Genomic DNA, 15,522 nt, shown 5'->3' with positions numbered 1-15,522 from the left:
GTGGAATCCCTCGACCTCGCTCGGTGGCAGTTCGGCATCACGACCGTCTACCACTTCATCCTCGTGCCGCTCACGATCGGCCTGTCCCCCCTGGTGGCGATCATGCACACCGCCTGGGTCCGCACGGGCAACGAGCGCTGGCACCGGCTGACGAAGTTCTTCGGCAAGGTCCTGCTCATCAACTTCGCCCTGGGCGTGGCCACCGGCATCGTCCAGGAGTTCCAGTTCGGCATGAACTGGTCGGAGTACTCCCGGTTCGTGGGCGACATCTTCGGCGCCCCGCTGGCCATCGAGGCCCTCGCCGCGTTCTTCCTCGAGTCCACGTTCCTGGGCCTGTGGATCTTCGGCGAGGGCAAGCTGCCCAAGTGGCTGCACAGCGCCTGCATCTGGCTCGTGGCGATCGGCACGAACCTCTCGGCCTACTGGATCCTGGCGGCGAACTCCTGGATGCAGCACCCGGTCGGCGCGGTGTACAACCCCGCCACCGGCCGCGCCGAGCTCGACGGCGTGCGCGGCTTCCTCGAGGTGATGACCAACAACACCCTCATCGCCGCCTACTCCCACACCGTGACCGCCGCGTTCCTGGTCGGCGGCACCTTCGTCGCCGGCATCTGCGGCTGGTGGATCGTGCGCTCGGTGCGCGCCGGGCGCGAGAACGAGGCCCGGCAGGTGTGGCGCCGCGGCGCCTACGTCGGCCTGATCACGATGCTCATCGCCGGCGTCGGGGTGGGGATCTCCGGGGACTTCCAGGGCAAGCTCATGTACGAGCAGCAGCCCGCCAAGATGTCCGCGGCCGAGGCGTTGTGCGAGGGCGAGGAGGGCGCCGCGTTCTCCCTGCTGACCATCGGGGACCTGTCCAACTCCTGCGAGGGCGTGCGCCACCTCATCCAGATCCCGGGGGTGACGTCGTTCCTCGGCACCGGCCACTTCTCCGGGCCGGAGAGCTACCTGCCCGGCGTCAACGACGTCCAGCGCGAGTACACCGAGCGCTACGCCGACCAGTTCGGCACCGACGTGGACTACGTCCCCAACCTGGCCGTGACCTACTGGAGCTTCCGGCTCATGATCGGGCTGGCCGCCTTCTCCGCCGCCCTGGCCCTGGCCGGGCTGTGGCTGCTGCGCAGGGGCCGTGTCACGGACTCGGTGTGGTTCTCCCGGCTGTGCCTGGTCGCCCTGCCGATGCCGTTCCTCGCCTCCTCCTTCGGCTGGATCTTCACCGAGATGGGCCGCCAGCCCTGGGTGGTCCACCCCAACCCCGCCAACCCGGTGGACCAGGTCTACCTGCTCACGCAGGACGGCGTCTCCACCGTCGTCTCGGCCGGCTCGGTGATCACCTCCCTCGTCATCTTCACGCTGCTCTACGCCGCGCTGGGCGTGGTGTGGTTCCTGCTCATCCGCCGCTACGTCCGGGAGGGCATCGAACCGCTGCCCGAGGACGTCGCCCCCGCCGGCCCCACGGACACCGGCGGCCCGCGCGAGCTCGAGCCCACCCTGTCCTTCGCCTACTGACCGAGACTTGGAGAACTCCCCATGGATCTCCCCCTGCTGTGGTTCCTCCTCATCACCGTGCTGTGGACCGGGTACCTCGTCCTCGAGGGCTTCGACTTCGGCGTCGGGATGCTGATCAAGCCCTTCGCCCGCAACGAGAAGGAGCGCCGGGTCCTGCTGCGCACCATCGGCCCGGTGTGGGACGGCAACGAGGTCTGGCTGCTCACCGCCGGGGGCGCCACCTTCGCCGCCTTCCCCGAGTGGTACGCCACGATGTTCTCGGGCTTCTACCTGCCCCTGCTGCTCATCCTGCTCGCGCTCATCGTGCGGGTGTGCGCGATCGAGTGGCGCGCGAAGATCAACGACCCGGCGTGGCGCAACCGCTGGGACTGGGCCCACACGGTCGGGTCGTGGGTGCCCGCGGTGCTGTGGGGCGTGGCCTTCGCCAACCTCGTCCAGGGCACCGAGATCGAGGTCATCGACGGGCGCCACCAGCTCGTGGGCGGGTTCTTCTCCCTGCTCACCCCGTTCACGCTGCTCGGCGGGGTGATGACCGCGGTCGTCTTCCTCACCCACGGCGCGGTGTTCGTCGCCCTGAAGACCGGCGGGGAGGTGCGCGAGCGCGCCGGGAAGCTGGCCGCGCGGCTCTCGGTGGCCTCCCTCGTGGTCGCCGGCATCTGGGCGGTGTGGGCGCAGCTGGCCTTCTCCGCGCACACCCTGACCTGGGTGCCGCTGGCCGTCGCGGCGCTGGCGCTGGTCGGCGTCGTCGTGGCCACCCGCGCCCGGCGGGAGGGCTGGGCCTTCACCCTCAACGCCGTGGCGATCGTGGCCGCCGTCGTGCTCATCTTCGGGGTGATGTACCCCAACGTCATGCCGTCCTCGATCGACCCCGCCTACTCCCTCTCGATCGACGCCGCCGCCTCCTCGACGGCGACGCTGCAGGTGATGAGCGTGGTCGCGCTGCTCCTCGTCCCGGTCGTGCTCGCCTACCAGGGCTGGACGTACTGGGTGTTCCGCAAGCGCATCACCACCGACCAGATCGGGGATCACGAGGGCCTGCTGCCCACCGAGGGCCGGCCGCTCGAGCCCACCGCACACTGATCAGGTGAAGCCGCTCGACCCCCGCCTCCTCCGCCACGCCCGCGCCGCCCGCCGCTACATCGCCCTGACGGCCGCCACCGGGTTCGTCACGGCCGCCTTGGTGGTCGCCCAGGCGCTGCTGGTCTCCCACGCCGTCGCCCCGGTCGTCGACGGCCGGGCCGGCTGGGCGGACGTGGCGGGCCTGGTCGGCGCCCTCGCCGCGGTGGTGGCGGGCCGGTTCGTGGTGCTGGTGGTCCAGGAGGCCTTCGCGCACCGGGCGGCGCGCGACGTCGTGGCGGACCTGCGCGCGCAGGTGCTCACCGCCGCCGTCGCCCAGGGCCCGCGCTGGCTGGCCGCGGGCCACGGCCAGCAGGTGGTCACCCTGGCCACCCGCGGCCTGGACGACCTCGAGCCGTACTTCGTGCGCTACCTGCCCCAGCTGCTGCTCGCCGCGACCGTCACGCCCGCCGCGCTGGCCGTGGTGCTCGGCCTCGACCTCGTCTCGGCGCTGATCATCGCCGCCACGATCCCCCTCATCCCGGTGTTCATGTGGCTCATCGGGCTGCTCACCCAGAAGTACGCCGCCGAGAAGCTCGAGGTCATGACCCGCCTGGGCGCCCAGCTGCTCGACCTGCTCGCCGGGCTGAGCACCCTCAAGGCGCTGGGCCGCGAGCGCGGCCCGGGCCGGCGGGTGGGCGAGCTCGGCCGCGCCTACGCCGCCACCACCATGGCGACCCTGCGCGTGGCGTTCCTCTCCGGCGCGGTGCTGGAGTTCCTCGCCTCCATCTCCGTCGCGCTGGTCGCCGTGGTCATCGGCACCCGGCTCGTGGCCGGCGACCTGGACCTGACCACCGGGCTGGCCGTGCTCATGCTCGCCCCGGAGATCTACAAGCCGCTGCGCGAGGTCGGCTCGCAGTTCCACGCCTCCGCCGACGGGGTGGCCGCCGCCGAGCAGGCCTTCGCCGTCCTCGAGCGTCCGGTCCCGCCCGCCGGGAGCGCCCCCGCCCCCGAGCTGCGCCGCACCACGGTCGTGCTCGACGGCGTGAGCGTCGCCGCGCCGGGCCGGGCCACCTGGGCGCCCTCGCGCCTGGACGCCCGCATCCGGCCGGGCCGGCTGGTGGCCCTGGTCGGCCCGTCGGGGGCGGGCAAGACCACCGCGGCCGCCGTCGTGCTGGGGCTGCTGCGCCCCGACGCCGGCGCGGTGCGCCTCGAGCCGGCCGACGGCGCGCCGGTGGACCTCGCCGACGTCGACCCCGCGGCCTACCGCGCCCAGGTCGCCTGGGTGCCCCAGCGCCCGATCATCCTGCCCGGCACGGTGCGCGAGAACGTGCTCGGGGCCGCCGACGCCCCGGTCGACGCCCCGGCGGAGGCGGCCGCCGCGGCCACCGGCTTCGACCGGGTGCTCGCCGCGCTGCCCGCCGGGTGGGACGCCGTCCTGGGCCACGGCGGGGCGGGGCTGTCCGTCGGCCAGCGCCAGCGCCTGGCCCTGACCCGCACCCTGCTCGGCACGGAGCCGCTGGTGGTCCTCGACGAGCCCACCGCGCACCTGGACGCCGCCGCCGAGCGGCAGGTGCTCGACACCCTCGCCGCCCTGCGCGCCGCCGGGCGCACCGTGCTCGTCATCGCCCACCGCGAGGCGGTCGTGGCGCTGGCCGACGACGTGGTGGAGGTCCGCTCGCGCGCCGCCACCGACGCCGAGGTGGCCGCCCTGGAGGCCGCCGCCCCGGAGGCGGCGGTAGCCGAGGAGGTGGCCCGGTGACCACGACCGCCGCCCCCGCCGTTCCCTCCCCCGCCGGCGTGCTGCCCGCCGCCGAGCGGCGGGCGCTGCGCCGCGCCGTCGCCCTGCTCGACCTCGACCGCGTCCGCCTGCTGTGGGCGGTGCTGGCCGGCAGCGCGGGCCTGGGCAGCGCGGTCGCGCTGAGCGCGACGGCCGCCTGGCTCATCGCCCGCGCCTCGCAGATGCCCCCGATCCTCGAGCTGGGCGTCGCCTCGGTGGCGGTGCGCACCTTCGGCATCTCCCGGGCGCTCATGCGCTACCTCGAGCGCCTCGCCTCCCACGAGGTCGCCCTGCGCGGCATGGCGTCGCTGCGCCAGCACGTGTACCAGGCCCTCGCCGACGGGCCGGTCGACGCCGTCGCCGGGCTGCGGCGCGGGGACCTGCTCGCGCGCACCGGCGCCGACGTCGACGCGGTCGGAGACGTCGTCGTCCGGGCCCTGCTCCCCGCCGCCGTCGCCGCGGTGGTCGGGGTGGGCACGGTGGCCCTGGTCGGCTGGCTGCACCCCGGCATCGGCGCGCTGCTGGCGGTGTGCCTGCTGGTCGCCGGGCTCGCGGGCCCGTGGCTGACCATGCGGGCGGCGCGACTGTCCGAGCGCGCCCAGCTGCTCGCCCGGGCGGACCTGTCCGCCACGGCGCAGACGATGGTCGACGGCGCCGCGGAGCTGACCGTCTCCGGCCGGCTCGGCCGGCTGCTCAGCCACCTGGGCCGCACCGAGGCGACGCTCGCCCGCGCCAAGGACGCCGCCGCCCGCCCGGCCGCGCTGGCCGCCGGGGTGGACAACCTGGCCATGGGCGTCGCCGTCCTCGGGGCGCTCGTGCTCGGCATCCCGGCCACCACGGCGGGGACGCTGGCGCCGGTCGAGCTCGCCGTCGTGGTGCTGACCCCGCTGGCGGCGTTCGAGGGCACGGCGCTGCTCGGCCCGGCCGCGATCCAGCTCGTCCGCTCGGGCGGCTCGGCGCTGCGGATCATGGAGCTCCTCGACGCCGCCGCCCCCGCCCCCGCCGGCGAGACGTCAACTGGGTCGCGAGACGTCAACTCGGTCACGAGAGGTCACGTGGGGCACGAGACGTCAACTGATGCACCGGAGCGGGCGAGGACATCCCTGCCGTTCCCCGACCGCGAGAGCGCCAGGACGGCACCCGACGTCCCCGGTGCGGGGACGACCCCCGACGCCACCGGCGCCGCGAGGCACCCGCACCTGTCCGCCCGGAACCTCGCGGTCGGCTGGCCCGGCGGTCCCGTGGTCGCCGCCGGCCTCGACCTCGACCTCGACCTCGCCGCGGGCCGGGCGGTCGCCGTCGTCGGCCCCAGCGGCATCGGCAAGACCACGCTGCTGCTGACCCTGGCCGGGCTGCTGCCCCCGCGCGGCGGCGCCGCCACCCTCGACGGCGCGCCGCTGTGGGGCACCGACCGGCGCGTCGTCAGCGAGCAGGTGGTGCTGACCGCCGAGGACGCGCACGTCTTCGCGACCACGGTGCTGGAGAACCTGCGGGTGGCCCGCGGCAGCGTGACCGAGGCGGAGGCCGCCGACCTGCTCGCCCGCGCCGGGCTGGGCGACTGGCTCGCCGGCCTGCCCCAGGGGCTGGACACCATGCTCGGGACGGACGCCACGACCCTCTCCGGCGGCGAGCGGCGCCGCCTCCTGCTGGCCCGCGCGCTGGCGAGCCCGGCGCCCCTGCTGCTGCTCGACGAGCCCGGCGAGCACCTCGACCCCGCCACCGCCGACCGGCTCGTCACCGACCTGCTGCGCGCCGGCCGGCACGGCGGGTCCGGGCCGGCGCGCGGCGTCGTCCTCGTCACCCACCGGCTGGCGGCGCTGGACGCCGCCGACGAGGTGATCGTGCTCGGCAGGCCCGAGGAGGTGGACGACGGCGTCGCACGCGGCCCGGCCCGCGCACCGGCTACCGTGCTGGCACGGGGCCCGCACCGCGAGCTCCTGGCCACGATGCCCGCCTACCGGTGGGCCGCAGAGCAGGAAGTGCGACGATGAAGGACGAGGGCCAGCGCGGCGGATGCCCGTTCCCCCACGGCATGACCCAGGGTGCGGGGTCCGGCGACGGCGCGACGGCCGGGCACGGCGCGACGGCCGGGCACGGCGCGACACCCGCGCACGGCGCGACACCCGCGCACGGCGACGGCACGCGCGCCACGGGCGGGGTGGGCCGCATGGACCCGCACGGGTCCCCCACCAGCCTTGACGACGACGACACCCGGGACTACGCCCCGGCCCGCCCCCGTCTCGTCAACCCGCACGCCATGACCGCCGGCCCCCACGTCGACGGCGCCCGCCGCACCATCGCCACGGACACCTCGTCCCTGCTCGGCGCGGCCATCAACGTCGCCTCGCACCTGGACACCACCGACGCGCTGCGCAACTTCGTCGATCGCGCCGCCCGCCTCACCGGCGCCCGCTACGCCGCCCTGGGGGTGCTCGACAGCCGCGGCAACACCACCGCGTTCGTCCAGGTCGGCGTGAGCGAGGAGGAGGTCGCGATCCTCGGCCACCCGCCCCGCGGGCAGGGCGTGCTCGGCGCCATCCCGGTGGACGGTCCCCTGCTGCTCGACGACCTCACCCAGCACCCGGACTTCGGCGGCTTCCCGCCCGGCCACCCGCCGATGTACTCCTTCCTCGGCGTGCCGGTGAAGGTGCGCGACCAGGTCTTCGGCCGCCTCTACCTCTCCGAGAAGCCCGGCGGCTTCTCCCAGCACGACGCCGTCGACATGATGAGCCTGGCCGAGGCGGCGGCGGTGTCGATCGAGAACTCGCGCCTGTACACCGAGGCCCGCAACCGCGAGCGGTGGATCGCCGTGAGCCAGGACATCACCACCACCCTGCTCGAGGGCACCGAGGAGGAAGAGGCCCTCGAGATGATCGCCGCGCGGCTGCGCGAGGTCGCCGAGGCCGACACCGCGCTCATCGTCCTGCCCTCCGTGGGCGACACCTGGGCGTGCGAGATCGTCGACGGCGCCGGCTCGCTCGACCTGCTCGGGCTGGTCTTCCCGCCGGACGGGCGCGCCATGACGGTGCTCAAGGAGGGCGCCGGCATGATCGTCGACTCCCTCACCCGCCTGCGCACCCTCCGGCTGCGCGAGCTCGCCCGCTTCGGCCCGGCGCTGTACGCCCCGATGATGCTGCGCGGGGAGGGCCGGGGCGTCATCCTGCTCCTGCGCGAGATCGGCGCCCCGGAGTTCGAGCAGTCGGACCTCGCCATGGCGGAGTCGGTCGCCGGTCAGGCGGCCCTCGCCCTCGAGCTCGCCGCCGCCCGCCACGCCCAGGACGTCGCCTCCCTCCTCGACGAGCGCGCCCGCATCGGCCGGGACCTGCACGACCTGGCCATCCAGCAGCTCTTCGCCACCGGCATGCAGCTCGAGTCCGCCCGCGCCCACATGGCGGAGCGGGGCGAGGCGGCCCTGGCCGACCTCCTCGAGCGGTCGCTGGGCAGCGTCGACGAGTCCGTCAAGCAGATCCGCGCCATCGTCCACTCGCTTCGCCAGCCCGACACCGCCATCGTCCTCGTCGAGCGCCTGCGCCGGGAGGCCTCGCTGGCCCGCACCGCGCTGGGCTACGCGCCCTCGCTCGTCATCGACGTCGACGGCGTGGTCATCGCCGGCGACGACGACGACAGCGACCTCGTCGACGCCGTCGACAACCGCGTGGACGCCGACATCGCCGACGACGTCGTCGCCGTGGTGCGCGAGGGCATGTCCAACGCCGCCCGCCACGCCAAGGCGTCCTCGGTGCAGGTGCGCGTGAGCGTGCTCGGCAACGGGCCGACCGGGCGGGTGCTCGTGGACGTGGAGGACGACGGCACCGGCGTCGACCCGTCCGTCACCCGCAGCTCGGGCCTGTCGAACCTGGCCGCCCGGGCCCGCCGCCACGGCGGCACCTTCGCCCTGGGCGCCAACGAGCGCGGCCAGGGCAGCCTCATGAGCTGGCAGGTGCCGCTGAGCTGACGGCGCTCACCCGGGGGCGGGCCGTGCTCGCGCCGCTACTGGCGCCAGCCGGCGGCGCGCTGGCCGGCCACCCAGGCCGCGACCTGGGTGCGCCGCTGCAGCCCCATCTTGCTCAGCAGCGCCGTGATGTGGTTCTTCACCGTCTTCTCGGCCACGCCCAGGCGCTCGCCGATCTCGCGGTTGGACAGCCCGTCGCCGATGAGCTCGAGGACCTTGCGCTCGGAGGGGGTCAGGTCCGCCGTCGGGTCGTCGTGGTCGGCGCGCCGGCGGGTGACGGTGCGCTCGTCGAGCAGGGTGCGGCCGGCGGCCACTGCCTTGACGACGTCGGCGATCTCGGCGCCGCGGACGGTCTTGAGCAGGTAGGCCTTGGCGCCGGCGTTGAGCGCGGCGGCCAGGGCGTCGTCGTCGTCGAAGGAGGTCAGGACGACGGAGCGGGCGTCCGGGATCTTCTCGCGCAGGGTGGTGATGATGTCGATGCCGGTGCCGTCGGGCAGCTGGAGGTCGACGAGGATGACGTCGGGGCGCACCAGCTCTCCGCGGCGCACGGCCTCGGCCACGGAGCCGGCCTCGGCGACGACGGTGAGCCCGTCGGCGCGGTCGACGATCTCGGCGATCCCCCGCCGGACGATCTCGTGGTCATCGATGATCATGACGCGGATGTCGCGTCCGGTCTGCTGTTCGTACGGCACGAGCCGAGCCTATCGAAGGCGCAGGGGGCGCGGGTGGGACCATTCCGGCGATTCCGGCGTTTCCGGGACGTCGGTGTCCGCACGTCGGCACCTTCTCCGACGAGGGCGTCCGCCCGGTGGCGCCTGCTCCGACGAGGGGCGTCCGCCCGGTGGCCCCTGCTCCGACGAGGGGCGTCCGCCCGGTGGCCCCTGCTCCGACGACGGCGCCCGGCCGGTGCCGTCATCGGCCGCTCGCCGGTCAGCGCGCGGCGGGCCGGCGCTGGCAGCGCGGGCAGGAGAACGACCCGCGGTTCATGAACTCCTCGCGCCGCACCGGCGCCCCGCAGCGCGGGCACGGCCGGCCCGCGCGGCCGTAGACCGCCAGGGAGCGGGCGAAGTAGCCGGCGGCGCCCTCGACGTCGACGTACAGGGCGTCGAAGCTCGTCCCGCCGACGGCGAGGGCCTCCCCCATCACGTGCGCGGCGGCGTCGAGCAGCTCGCGGACGGTGCCCGGCCGGAGCCGGTCGGTGCGGCGGGTGCCGTGCAGCCGCGCGCGCCACAGCGCCTCGTCGGCGTAGATGTTCCCGATCCCGGAGACCAGGGACTGGTCCAGCAGCGCCCGCTTGACCTCGGTGCGCCGGGCACGGAGGCGGCGCACGAGCGCGGGCCGGTCCAGCGCCGGGTCGAGCACGTCGCGGGCGATGTGCGCCACGGGCGCCGGCAGCACCGGCGCGTCGGACCCCTGACCGCCGGGGGCGCCGTCGTCGGTGGGCACGGTGTCGACCGCCATGAGGTGACCGAAGGTGCGCTGGTCGACGAACCACAGCTGCCCGCCGTCGGCGAAGCGCAGCCGCACGCGCAGGTGGGCGGTGGTGGCCGGGACGGTGCGCACCAGGGTGGGCGGGCGCAGGGCGGTCAGGTCGGCCGGGCGCTCCCCTGGCGGGGCGAGGAACGCCTCCGCGGGGCCGCCGCCGAGGTCCTCGGCGACGTCGCGCCGTGCCTCCTCGGGCTCCTGGACGAGCAGCTGGCCGCTCATGCCGAGATGGGCGAGCAGGGCCTCGTGCGGGGCGTCGGCGGCGCCGTCGCCGAGGGTGAGCCAGAGGTACTTGCCGCGGCGCACCGCGGCGGTGACCGTGCGGCCCCGGGTGCGGGCGACCAGCTCGGCCGCTCCCCCCGGCTGACGGCGCACCCCGCGCGGGTGCAGCACCTCGACGTCCGCGATGGTGCGCCCGACGACGCGGGCGGCCAGGCCGCGGCGGACGGTCTCGACCTCGGGCAGCTCCGGCATCGGCGCGGTCAGGCCTGGGCGGCGGCCGGGCCGTCCACGTCGTCGGCAGCCGCGTCGTCGCCGGTCGCGTCGTCGGCGGTCGCGTCGTCCGCGGCCTCGACGCCGGCGGCCTCGAGCCGGGCGTAGGCGTCCTCGGCGGCGTTCTGCTCGGCCAGCTTCTTCGAGCTGCCCACGCCGGACCCGGCCTCGGCGCCGGCGAGCTCGACGACGGCGGTGAACGTGCGGGCGTGGTCGGGCCCGGTGCCGGTGACGACGTAGCTGGGGCTGCCCAGGCCGCGCGCGGCGGCGAGCTCCTGCAGGGAGGTCTTCCAGTCCAGCCCGGCCCCGAGCCGCTCGGCCTGGGTGAGCAGGTGGCCGACGAGGCGCTCGACGACGGCGCGGGTGTGCTCGAGGCCGTGGCACAGGTAGGTGGCGCCGATGAGGGCCTCGACGGTGTCGGAGAGGATGGAGTCCTTCTCCCGCCCGCCGGTGACGAGCTCGCCGCGGCCGAGGAGGATGAACTCCCCCAGCGCGAGGTCGCGGGCCACCTCGGCCAGCGCCCGCTGGCTCACCGTCGCCGCGCGCATGCGGGCGAGGTCGCCCTCGGGCACGCCGGGGTGGTGACGGTAGAGGTACTCGGTGACGATGACGCCGAGGACGGAGTCGCCGAGGAACTCCAGCCGCTCGTTGGTAGGGATGCCGCCGGCCTCGTGGGCGAAGGAGCGGTGGGTCAGGGCGAGGACCAGCAGCTCGGGGTCGATCGTCGTGCCCAGGGCCTGCAGCAGCGCCTCGACGTCCTGCCGGGCCGGCGCCTCGGCGACCTGACCGCGCTTCTTCTTGCTCATGCCGCCGCTCCCGTCGTGCCCGCGGTCACTGCTCCGCCTGCTTCTCCGTGTCGGGGAACAGCGAGCCGAGGGCGGACCAGCGCGGGTCGAGCTGCTCGTGGTGGTGGCCGGGCTCGGCGTCGTCGAGCCGGATGCCGCACTCGGGGCACAGGCCCGGGCAGTCGGGGCGGCACAGCGGCCGGAAGGGCAGGGCCAGCACGACGGCGTCGCGCAGGGTCGGCTCGAGGTCGAGCAGCTCCCCGGCGAGCTCGGGCACGTCCTCGGCCTCCTCGTCGCCCTCGGCGGCCAGCTCGGCGCGCTTGCCCTGGTAGTAGTACAGCTCGGAGACGGCCACGCTGAGCTCGTCGTCGAGCTCGCGCAGGCAGCGCGAGCACTCCCCGCGGAGGACGACGCCGACGGTGCCGGTGACGAGGACGCCGTCGGACACCGCCTCCAGGCGCAGGTCCAGGTCCATGTCGCTGCCGGCGGGCGCCCCGATGACCTCGGTGCCCATGTCCGCCGGGGCGGGCACGGTGCTGGCCAGCTCGCGCAGCGCCCCGGGCCGGCGGCCGAGGTCGTGCGTGCTGATCACCAGGGGGGATCGCGGGTCCATCAAGGCTCCTTGGGTGGGTGGGGTGGCCCGGGGTGCGGGACGCCCGTCGGGCGGGTCGCCGGCCGCGCGCGGCCGGGTCGGGACCGGCCTTCGATGCTACCCGCGCCGCGGCGCGGGACGGGTTCCTGCTCGCCTCAGGGCGAACGCCTACTCCTGCTCGCGCGGCGCCCGGCCCCCGCGGGCGGCCAGCGCCTCGCGCCCGGCGCGCACCTGGGCGGTGATCGCCCCGAGGTCGATCTCGAACTGGGCGAGCTGGCGGTCGCAGTAGTCGTTGGCGTCGGCGGCGAGCTTGGCCGCCTGCGCCTCGGCCTCGGCGACGATCTGCTCGGCGCGCTCGTTGGCGAGCGTCACCACCCGCTCGCCGGCGACGAGCCGCTCGGCCTCGGCCTCGGCGTCGGCGACGATCCGCTCGGCCTGCTCCCGGGCCCGGCGCAGGACGGCGTCGGCGTCGGCGACGATGTCGTCGGCGGCGTGGATCTCCGCGGGCACAACGGCGCGCGCGGCGTCGAGCAGGTCGAGCGCCTCGGCCTTGTTGACCAGCACGGAGGCCGACATGGGCATCGCCCGGGCGCGGTCGAGCATCGCGGTGAGCTCGTCGAGGATGGAGATCAGCGAGGCGCCGTCGCCGGCGCGCTGCTGCGTGGTGGGTGCCGTCATCGTTGTTCTCCTGCGGGTGCGGACAGGGCCTGGTGCAGCGCGGCGGCGACGGCGGGCGGCACGAGGTCGTCGATCGGGCCGCCGTGGCTGGCGACGTCCTTGACCATGGACGAGGCGATGTGCCCGAGGGTGGGGTCCCCCATGACGAAGACCGTCTCGATGCCCACCAGGTGGCGGTTCATCAGCGCCATCGCCTGCTCGGAGTCGAAGTCGGCGGCCCCGCGCAGGCCCTTGACGATCGCCGCGGCGCCGACGTCCTGGCAGTAGCGGGCGAGCAGGCCGTCGACGAGCTCGACCCGCACGCCGGGCAGGTCGGCGAGCGCCGCGCGGGCCAGGGCGACGCGCCGGTCGGCGTCGAAGAGGTACCGCTTGGCGGGGTTGTGCGCGACGGCGACGACCACCTCGTCGAACATGGCGCGCGCCCGGCGGACCACGTCGACGTGCCCGTAGGTGATGGGGTCGAAGGAGCCCGGGCACACGGCCAGGCTCATGCCGGTCCTTCCTCGGTGCGCATGGTCCACACGTTAGCCCTGGTCACCGACGGGCTCGGCGAACCACACGGCGGTGTCGCCGTAGCCGCGGTCGTCGAACGGGGCCAGGCCGGCGGGCCAGGTGGGCTCGGGGCTGCGCTTGGAGCGCTCGACGACGACGACGGCGTCCGGGGCCAGCCACGTGGTCCGGGCCGGGGCGCCGTCCGGGGCCAGCCACGCGGTCTGGGCCGGGGCACCGTCCGGGGCGGGCTCCGTCCTGGCGGCGGCGGGCGCGAGGAGGGCGAGGACGGCGGCGAGGTCCTCCTCGGTGACGTCGTAGGGCGGGTCGAGCAGCACCAGGTCGGCCGGGGCGGCGCCCGCCGGGGGCGGGCCGGCGAGGTAGGTCTGCACCTTCGCGGCGACGACGTCGACGCGGTCGCCCAGCCCGAGCGCGCCGGCGTTGCGGCGGCACAGCTGCGCGGCGGCCTTGGCGGACTCGACGAGCGTGACCCGGGCCGCGCCGCGCGAGGCGGCCTCGAGGCCGAGGGCCCCGGAGCCGGCGTAGAGGTCGAGCACACGCGCCCCGCCGACCACCCCGAGGTGCTCGAGGCGGGAGAACAGCGCCTCGCGGACGCGCTCGGAGGTGGGGCGGGTCCCGTTGCGCGGCACCTGGAGGGTGCGCCCTCCGGCGCTCCCGGCGACGATCCTGGTCACGGGGTCAGCGTAGACAGGCGCCGACGCGGGCCCCGCCCCGGACCCTGTCGCGGGCGCCGTCGCGCCAAGCGGCCGGACCGGCGGCGTGACGCCCCCGACATCCCGGCCGCCGGGCGCACGCCGTACCGTGGGGATAGGTCATCTCGCCGTCCGCAAGGCGGTGTCGCCGTCGTCCCCGAGGAAGCGCCATGCCCGTCCCCCTGTCCATCCTCGACCTGGCCACCGTCGCCCCCGACGGCTCCGTCGCCGACACCTTCGCCGCCAGCGTCGACCTCGCCCAGCACGCCGAGCGGTGGGGCTACACCCGGTACTGGTTCGCCGAGCACCACAACATGCCGAGCATCGCCTCCTCCGCGACGAGCGTGCTCATCGGGCACATCGCCGGCGCGACGAGCACCATTCGGGTGGGCGCCGGCGGGATCATGCTTCCCAACCACTCCCCGCTCGTCATCGCCGAGCAGTTCGGCACGCTGGCCACCCTCTACCCCGGCCGAATCGACCTGGGGCTGGGCCGCGCCCCGGGCGGGGACCCCAACGTCATGGTCGCCCTGCGCCGCGACCGCGCCGCGGCGGAGCGCTTCCCGCAGGACGTCGTGGAGCTGCAGGCCCTGCTCGGGGACTCCGCGCCGCACCAGCTCGTGCGCGCCATCCCGGGCGAGGGCACCCGCGTGCCGCTGATCATCCTGGGCTCCTCCCTCTTCGGCGCCAAGCTCGCCGCGGCCCTCGGCCTGCCCTACTCCTTCGCCTCGCACTTCGCGCCCGCCGCGCTCGAGGACGCCGTGCGCGCCTACCGCCGCGAGTACCAGCCCTCCGCGGAGCACCCGGAGCCGTACGTCATCGCCGCGATGAACGTCTTCGCGGCGGACACCGACGGGGCGGCGCGGGCGGTGTACGAGGAGACCCTGCGCCAGCGCGTCGTCGGGCTGGTGCGGCCGGGGGTGTCCGTCTCGCCCGACGACGCCGACGCCCTGCTCGCCTCCCCGGCCGGCCAGCAGGTGCGCCAGATGCTGCGCTACTCCGCGGTGGGCACGGCCGAGACGGTCCGCGAGCAGGTGGCGGACTTCGCCAGGCACGCCGACGCCGACGAGCTCATCGTCGCCACCTCGGCCGCCCCGGCGGAGCGGCTGCGGTCCTACGAGCTCCTCGCCCAGGCGTGGGGGCTGGCCGGCTGAGGGCAGCGGGCACGGCCGGCTGAGAGGGCGGGCCAAGCCGGCTGACCAGCGCTCGGCGCTGGCTGGCTGAGGCCCCGAGCCCGGCCGGCTCACGGCCCCCGGCGCTACCGGCCGGGCCGCCCCGGCCGCGCCGCGACGGCCACGGCGACGACGGCGAGCACCGCCTGGGCGACGAGCAGCGCCGGCGGCACCGCGCCCAGCAGCAACGCGACGAGCACCGGGATCGCGCCGAGGCTCGCGACGTCGGGTCCCTTGGAGACCACCGTCGTCATCCCGGGCGGCAGCGCGCCCATGGGGGTGTGCACCAGCGGGCCGGAGAAGTCCGGCAGCGGCCGGTAGGCCGCCCGCACCACCGCGGCCGCCCACACCGGCGCCCCGAGCACCCCGAGCGCGAGCCACGCCGCCGCGTCCCCGTACCGCCACCCCAGGGCCGCGAAGACCCCCAGCGACCACACCACCAGCACCGCCGTCGGCACCGCCAGGCGCAGCAGCCGCACGCGCCGCTGGCTCAGCGGCAGCAGGGCGTCCAGCGCGGGGGCGACGTGGGCCTGGCGGGCGCCGTCCGCCGTCGCCAGGGCCGCGACGTAGGCGCCGACGACGAGCAGGACGATGGTGACCACGGGGACCGGCTGGGGCACGGCCAGGGCGAGCACCGGCAGGCACGCGGCCGCGAGCACCTGGACGAGGTGGCGCGGGCTGCGGGCCAGCAGCAGGGCGTCGGCGGTGACCAGCGCGGCCGCGGCGCGGCGGCGCGCCGGCACCCGCAGGAGCCACCGCATCCTCGACGAGCGCGCCCGGGCCGCCGGCGCGGCGGCCTGGCCCAGCGCCCGGCCGAGC

The 15,522-nt window shown here is 75.8% G+C and carries 14 protein-coding genes; 6 read left to right on the top strand and 8 right to left on the bottom strand.

Annotated features, from left to right (window positions below; translation table 11 throughout):
• The 5 genes from GD970_RS17660 to GD970_RS17640 all read left to right on the top strand — a co-directional run bounded on the left by GD970_RS17660 (position 1) and on the right by GD970_RS17640 (position 8,300).
• Positions 1-1,509, top strand: a complete 1,509-nt coding sequence (locus GD970_RS17660) for a cytochrome ubiquinol oxidase subunit I (RefSeq protein ID WP_152204220.1) — start codon at positions 1-3, stop codon at positions 1,507-1,509.
• A 21-nt stretch (positions 1,510-1,530) separates the two neighbouring features.
• A complete protein-coding gene (gene cydB, locus GD970_RS17655) occupies positions 1,531-2,589 on the top strand; it encodes a cytochrome d ubiquinol oxidase subunit II (protein WP_152204219.1) in 1,059 nt (352 codons plus the stop codon).
• 4 nt (positions 2,590-2,593) lie between these two features.
• Entirely contained in the window at positions 2,594-4,327 is a 1,734-nt protein-coding gene (gene cydD / locus GD970_RS17650; protein WP_152204218.1) for a thiol reductant ABC exporter subunit CydD, read from the top strand.
• Positions 4,324-6,336, top strand: coding sequence for a thiol reductant ABC exporter subunit CydC (gene cydC, locus GD970_RS17645; protein ID WP_319593474.1), 2,013 nt, complete (start codon positions 4,324-4,326; stop codon positions 6,334-6,336). The genes cydD and cydC overlap by 4 nt, the downstream gene beginning before the upstream one ends.
• A 266-nt stretch (positions 6,337-6,602) precedes the next feature.
• Positions 6,603-8,300, top strand: coding sequence for a GAF domain-containing protein (locus GD970_RS17640; RefSeq protein WP_193314980.1), 1,698 nt, complete (start codon positions 6,603-6,605; stop codon positions 8,298-8,300).
• Between the two features lie 35 nt (positions 8,301-8,335).
• Here GD970_RS17640 and GD970_RS17635 read toward each other — a convergent pair whose 3' ends face one another.
• The 7 genes from GD970_RS17635 to rsmD form a co-directional block, all read right to left on the bottom strand.
• Positions 8,336-8,950, bottom strand: a complete 615-nt coding sequence (locus GD970_RS17635) for a response regulator (protein WP_152204238.1) — start codon at positions 8,948-8,950, stop codon at positions 8,336-8,338.
• A gap of 277 nt (positions 8,951-9,227) precedes the next feature.
• Positions 9,228-10,256: a bifunctional DNA-formamidopyrimidine glycosylase/DNA-(apurinic or apyrimidinic site) lyase gene (mutM, locus tag GD970_RS17630; protein WP_152204217.1), complete on the bottom strand. Its 1,029-nt coding sequence runs from the start codon at positions 10,254-10,256 to the stop codon at positions 9,228-9,230.
• Positions 10,257-10,264: 8 nt separating this feature from the next.
• Complete coding sequence (rnc, locus tag GD970_RS17625; RefSeq protein WP_152204216.1) at positions 10,265-11,080, bottom strand: ribonuclease III; 816 nt, start codon at positions 11,078-11,080, stop codon at positions 10,265-10,267.
• 25 nt (positions 11,081-11,105) lie between these two features.
• A complete protein-coding gene (locus GD970_RS17620) occupies positions 11,106-11,672 on the bottom strand; it encodes a YceD family protein (RefSeq protein ID WP_152204215.1) in 567 nt (188 codons plus the stop codon).
• A gap of 147 nt (positions 11,673-11,819) precedes the next feature.
• Complete coding sequence (locus GD970_RS17615) at positions 11,820-12,329, bottom strand: hypothetical protein (RefSeq protein ID WP_193314979.1); 510 nt, start codon at positions 12,327-12,329, stop codon at positions 11,820-11,822.
• Complete coding sequence (coaD, locus tag GD970_RS17610) at positions 12,326-12,820, bottom strand: pantetheine-phosphate adenylyltransferase (RefSeq protein ID WP_152204214.1); 495 nt, start codon at positions 12,818-12,820, stop codon at positions 12,326-12,328. The genes GD970_RS17615 and coaD overlap by 4 nt, the downstream gene beginning before the upstream one ends.
• A 33-nt stretch (positions 12,821-12,853) precedes the next feature.
• On the bottom strand, positions 12,854-13,513 hold the full coding sequence (gene rsmD, locus GD970_RS17605) for a 16S rRNA (guanine(966)-N(2))-methyltransferase RsmD (RefSeq protein ID WP_152204213.1): 660 nt from the start codon (positions 13,511-13,513) through the stop codon (positions 12,854-12,856).
• A 188-nt stretch (positions 13,514-13,701) separates the two neighbouring features.
• On the opposite strand from rsmD, the gene GD970_RS17600 reads away from it, so the two are divergent.
• On the top strand, positions 13,702-14,685 hold the full coding sequence (locus GD970_RS17600; protein ID WP_152204212.1) for an LLM class flavin-dependent oxidoreductase: 984 nt from the start codon (positions 13,702-13,704) through the stop codon (positions 14,683-14,685).
• A 104-nt stretch (positions 14,686-14,789) separates the two neighbouring features.
• Here GD970_RS17600 and GD970_RS21775 read toward each other — a convergent pair.
• A partial coding sequence (locus GD970_RS21775; protein WP_226925431.1) for a DUF6297 family protein occupies positions 14,790-15,522 on the bottom strand: 733 nt, incomplete at its 5' end.

The sequence above is a fragment of the Georgenia thermotolerans genome, assembly GCF_009193185.1.
Classification (GTDB): Bacteria; Actinomycetota; Actinomycetes; order Actinomycetales; family Actinomycetaceae; genus Georgenia; species Georgenia thermotolerans.
Note: the sequence above shows the minus strand (reverse complement) of the source record. Positions and strands in the feature narration are given on the sequence as shown.

Excerpts from the sequence above, each read along its gene's own strand:
- cydB (WP_152204219.1), top strand. The coding sequence starts at position 1,531 with ATGGATCTCCCCCTGCTGTGGTTCCTCCTCATCACCGTGCTGTGGACC.
- GD970_RS17640 (WP_193314980.1), top strand. The coding sequence starts at position 6,603 with ATGACCGCCGGCCCCCACGTCGACGGCGCCCGCCGCACCATCGCCACG.
- GD970_RS17635 (WP_152204238.1), bottom strand. The coding sequence starts at position 8,950 with ATGATCATCGATGACCACGAGATCGTCCGGCGGGGGATCGCCGAGATC.
- mutM (WP_152204217.1), bottom strand. The coding sequence starts at position 10,256 with ATGCCGGAGCTGCCCGAGGTCGAGACCGTCCGCCGCGGCCTGGCCGCC.
- rnc (WP_152204216.1), bottom strand. The coding sequence starts at position 11,080 with ATGAGCAAGAAGAAGCGCGGTCAGGTCGCCGAGGCGCCGGCCCGGCAG.
- GD970_RS17620 (WP_152204215.1), bottom strand. The coding sequence starts at position 11,672 with ATGGACCCGCGATCCCCCCTGGTGATCAGCACGCACGACCTCGGCCGC.
- GD970_RS17615 (WP_193314979.1), bottom strand. The coding sequence starts at position 12,329 with ATGACGGCACCCACCACGCAGCAGCGCGCCGGCGACGGCGCCTCGCTG.
- coaD (WP_152204214.1), bottom strand. The coding sequence starts at position 12,820 with ATGAGCCTGGCCGTGTGCCCGGGCTCCTTCGACCCCATCACCTACGGG.
- GD970_RS17600 (WP_152204212.1), top strand. The coding sequence starts at position 13,702 with ATGCCCGTCCCCCTGTCCATCCTCGACCTGGCCACCGTCGCCCCCGAC.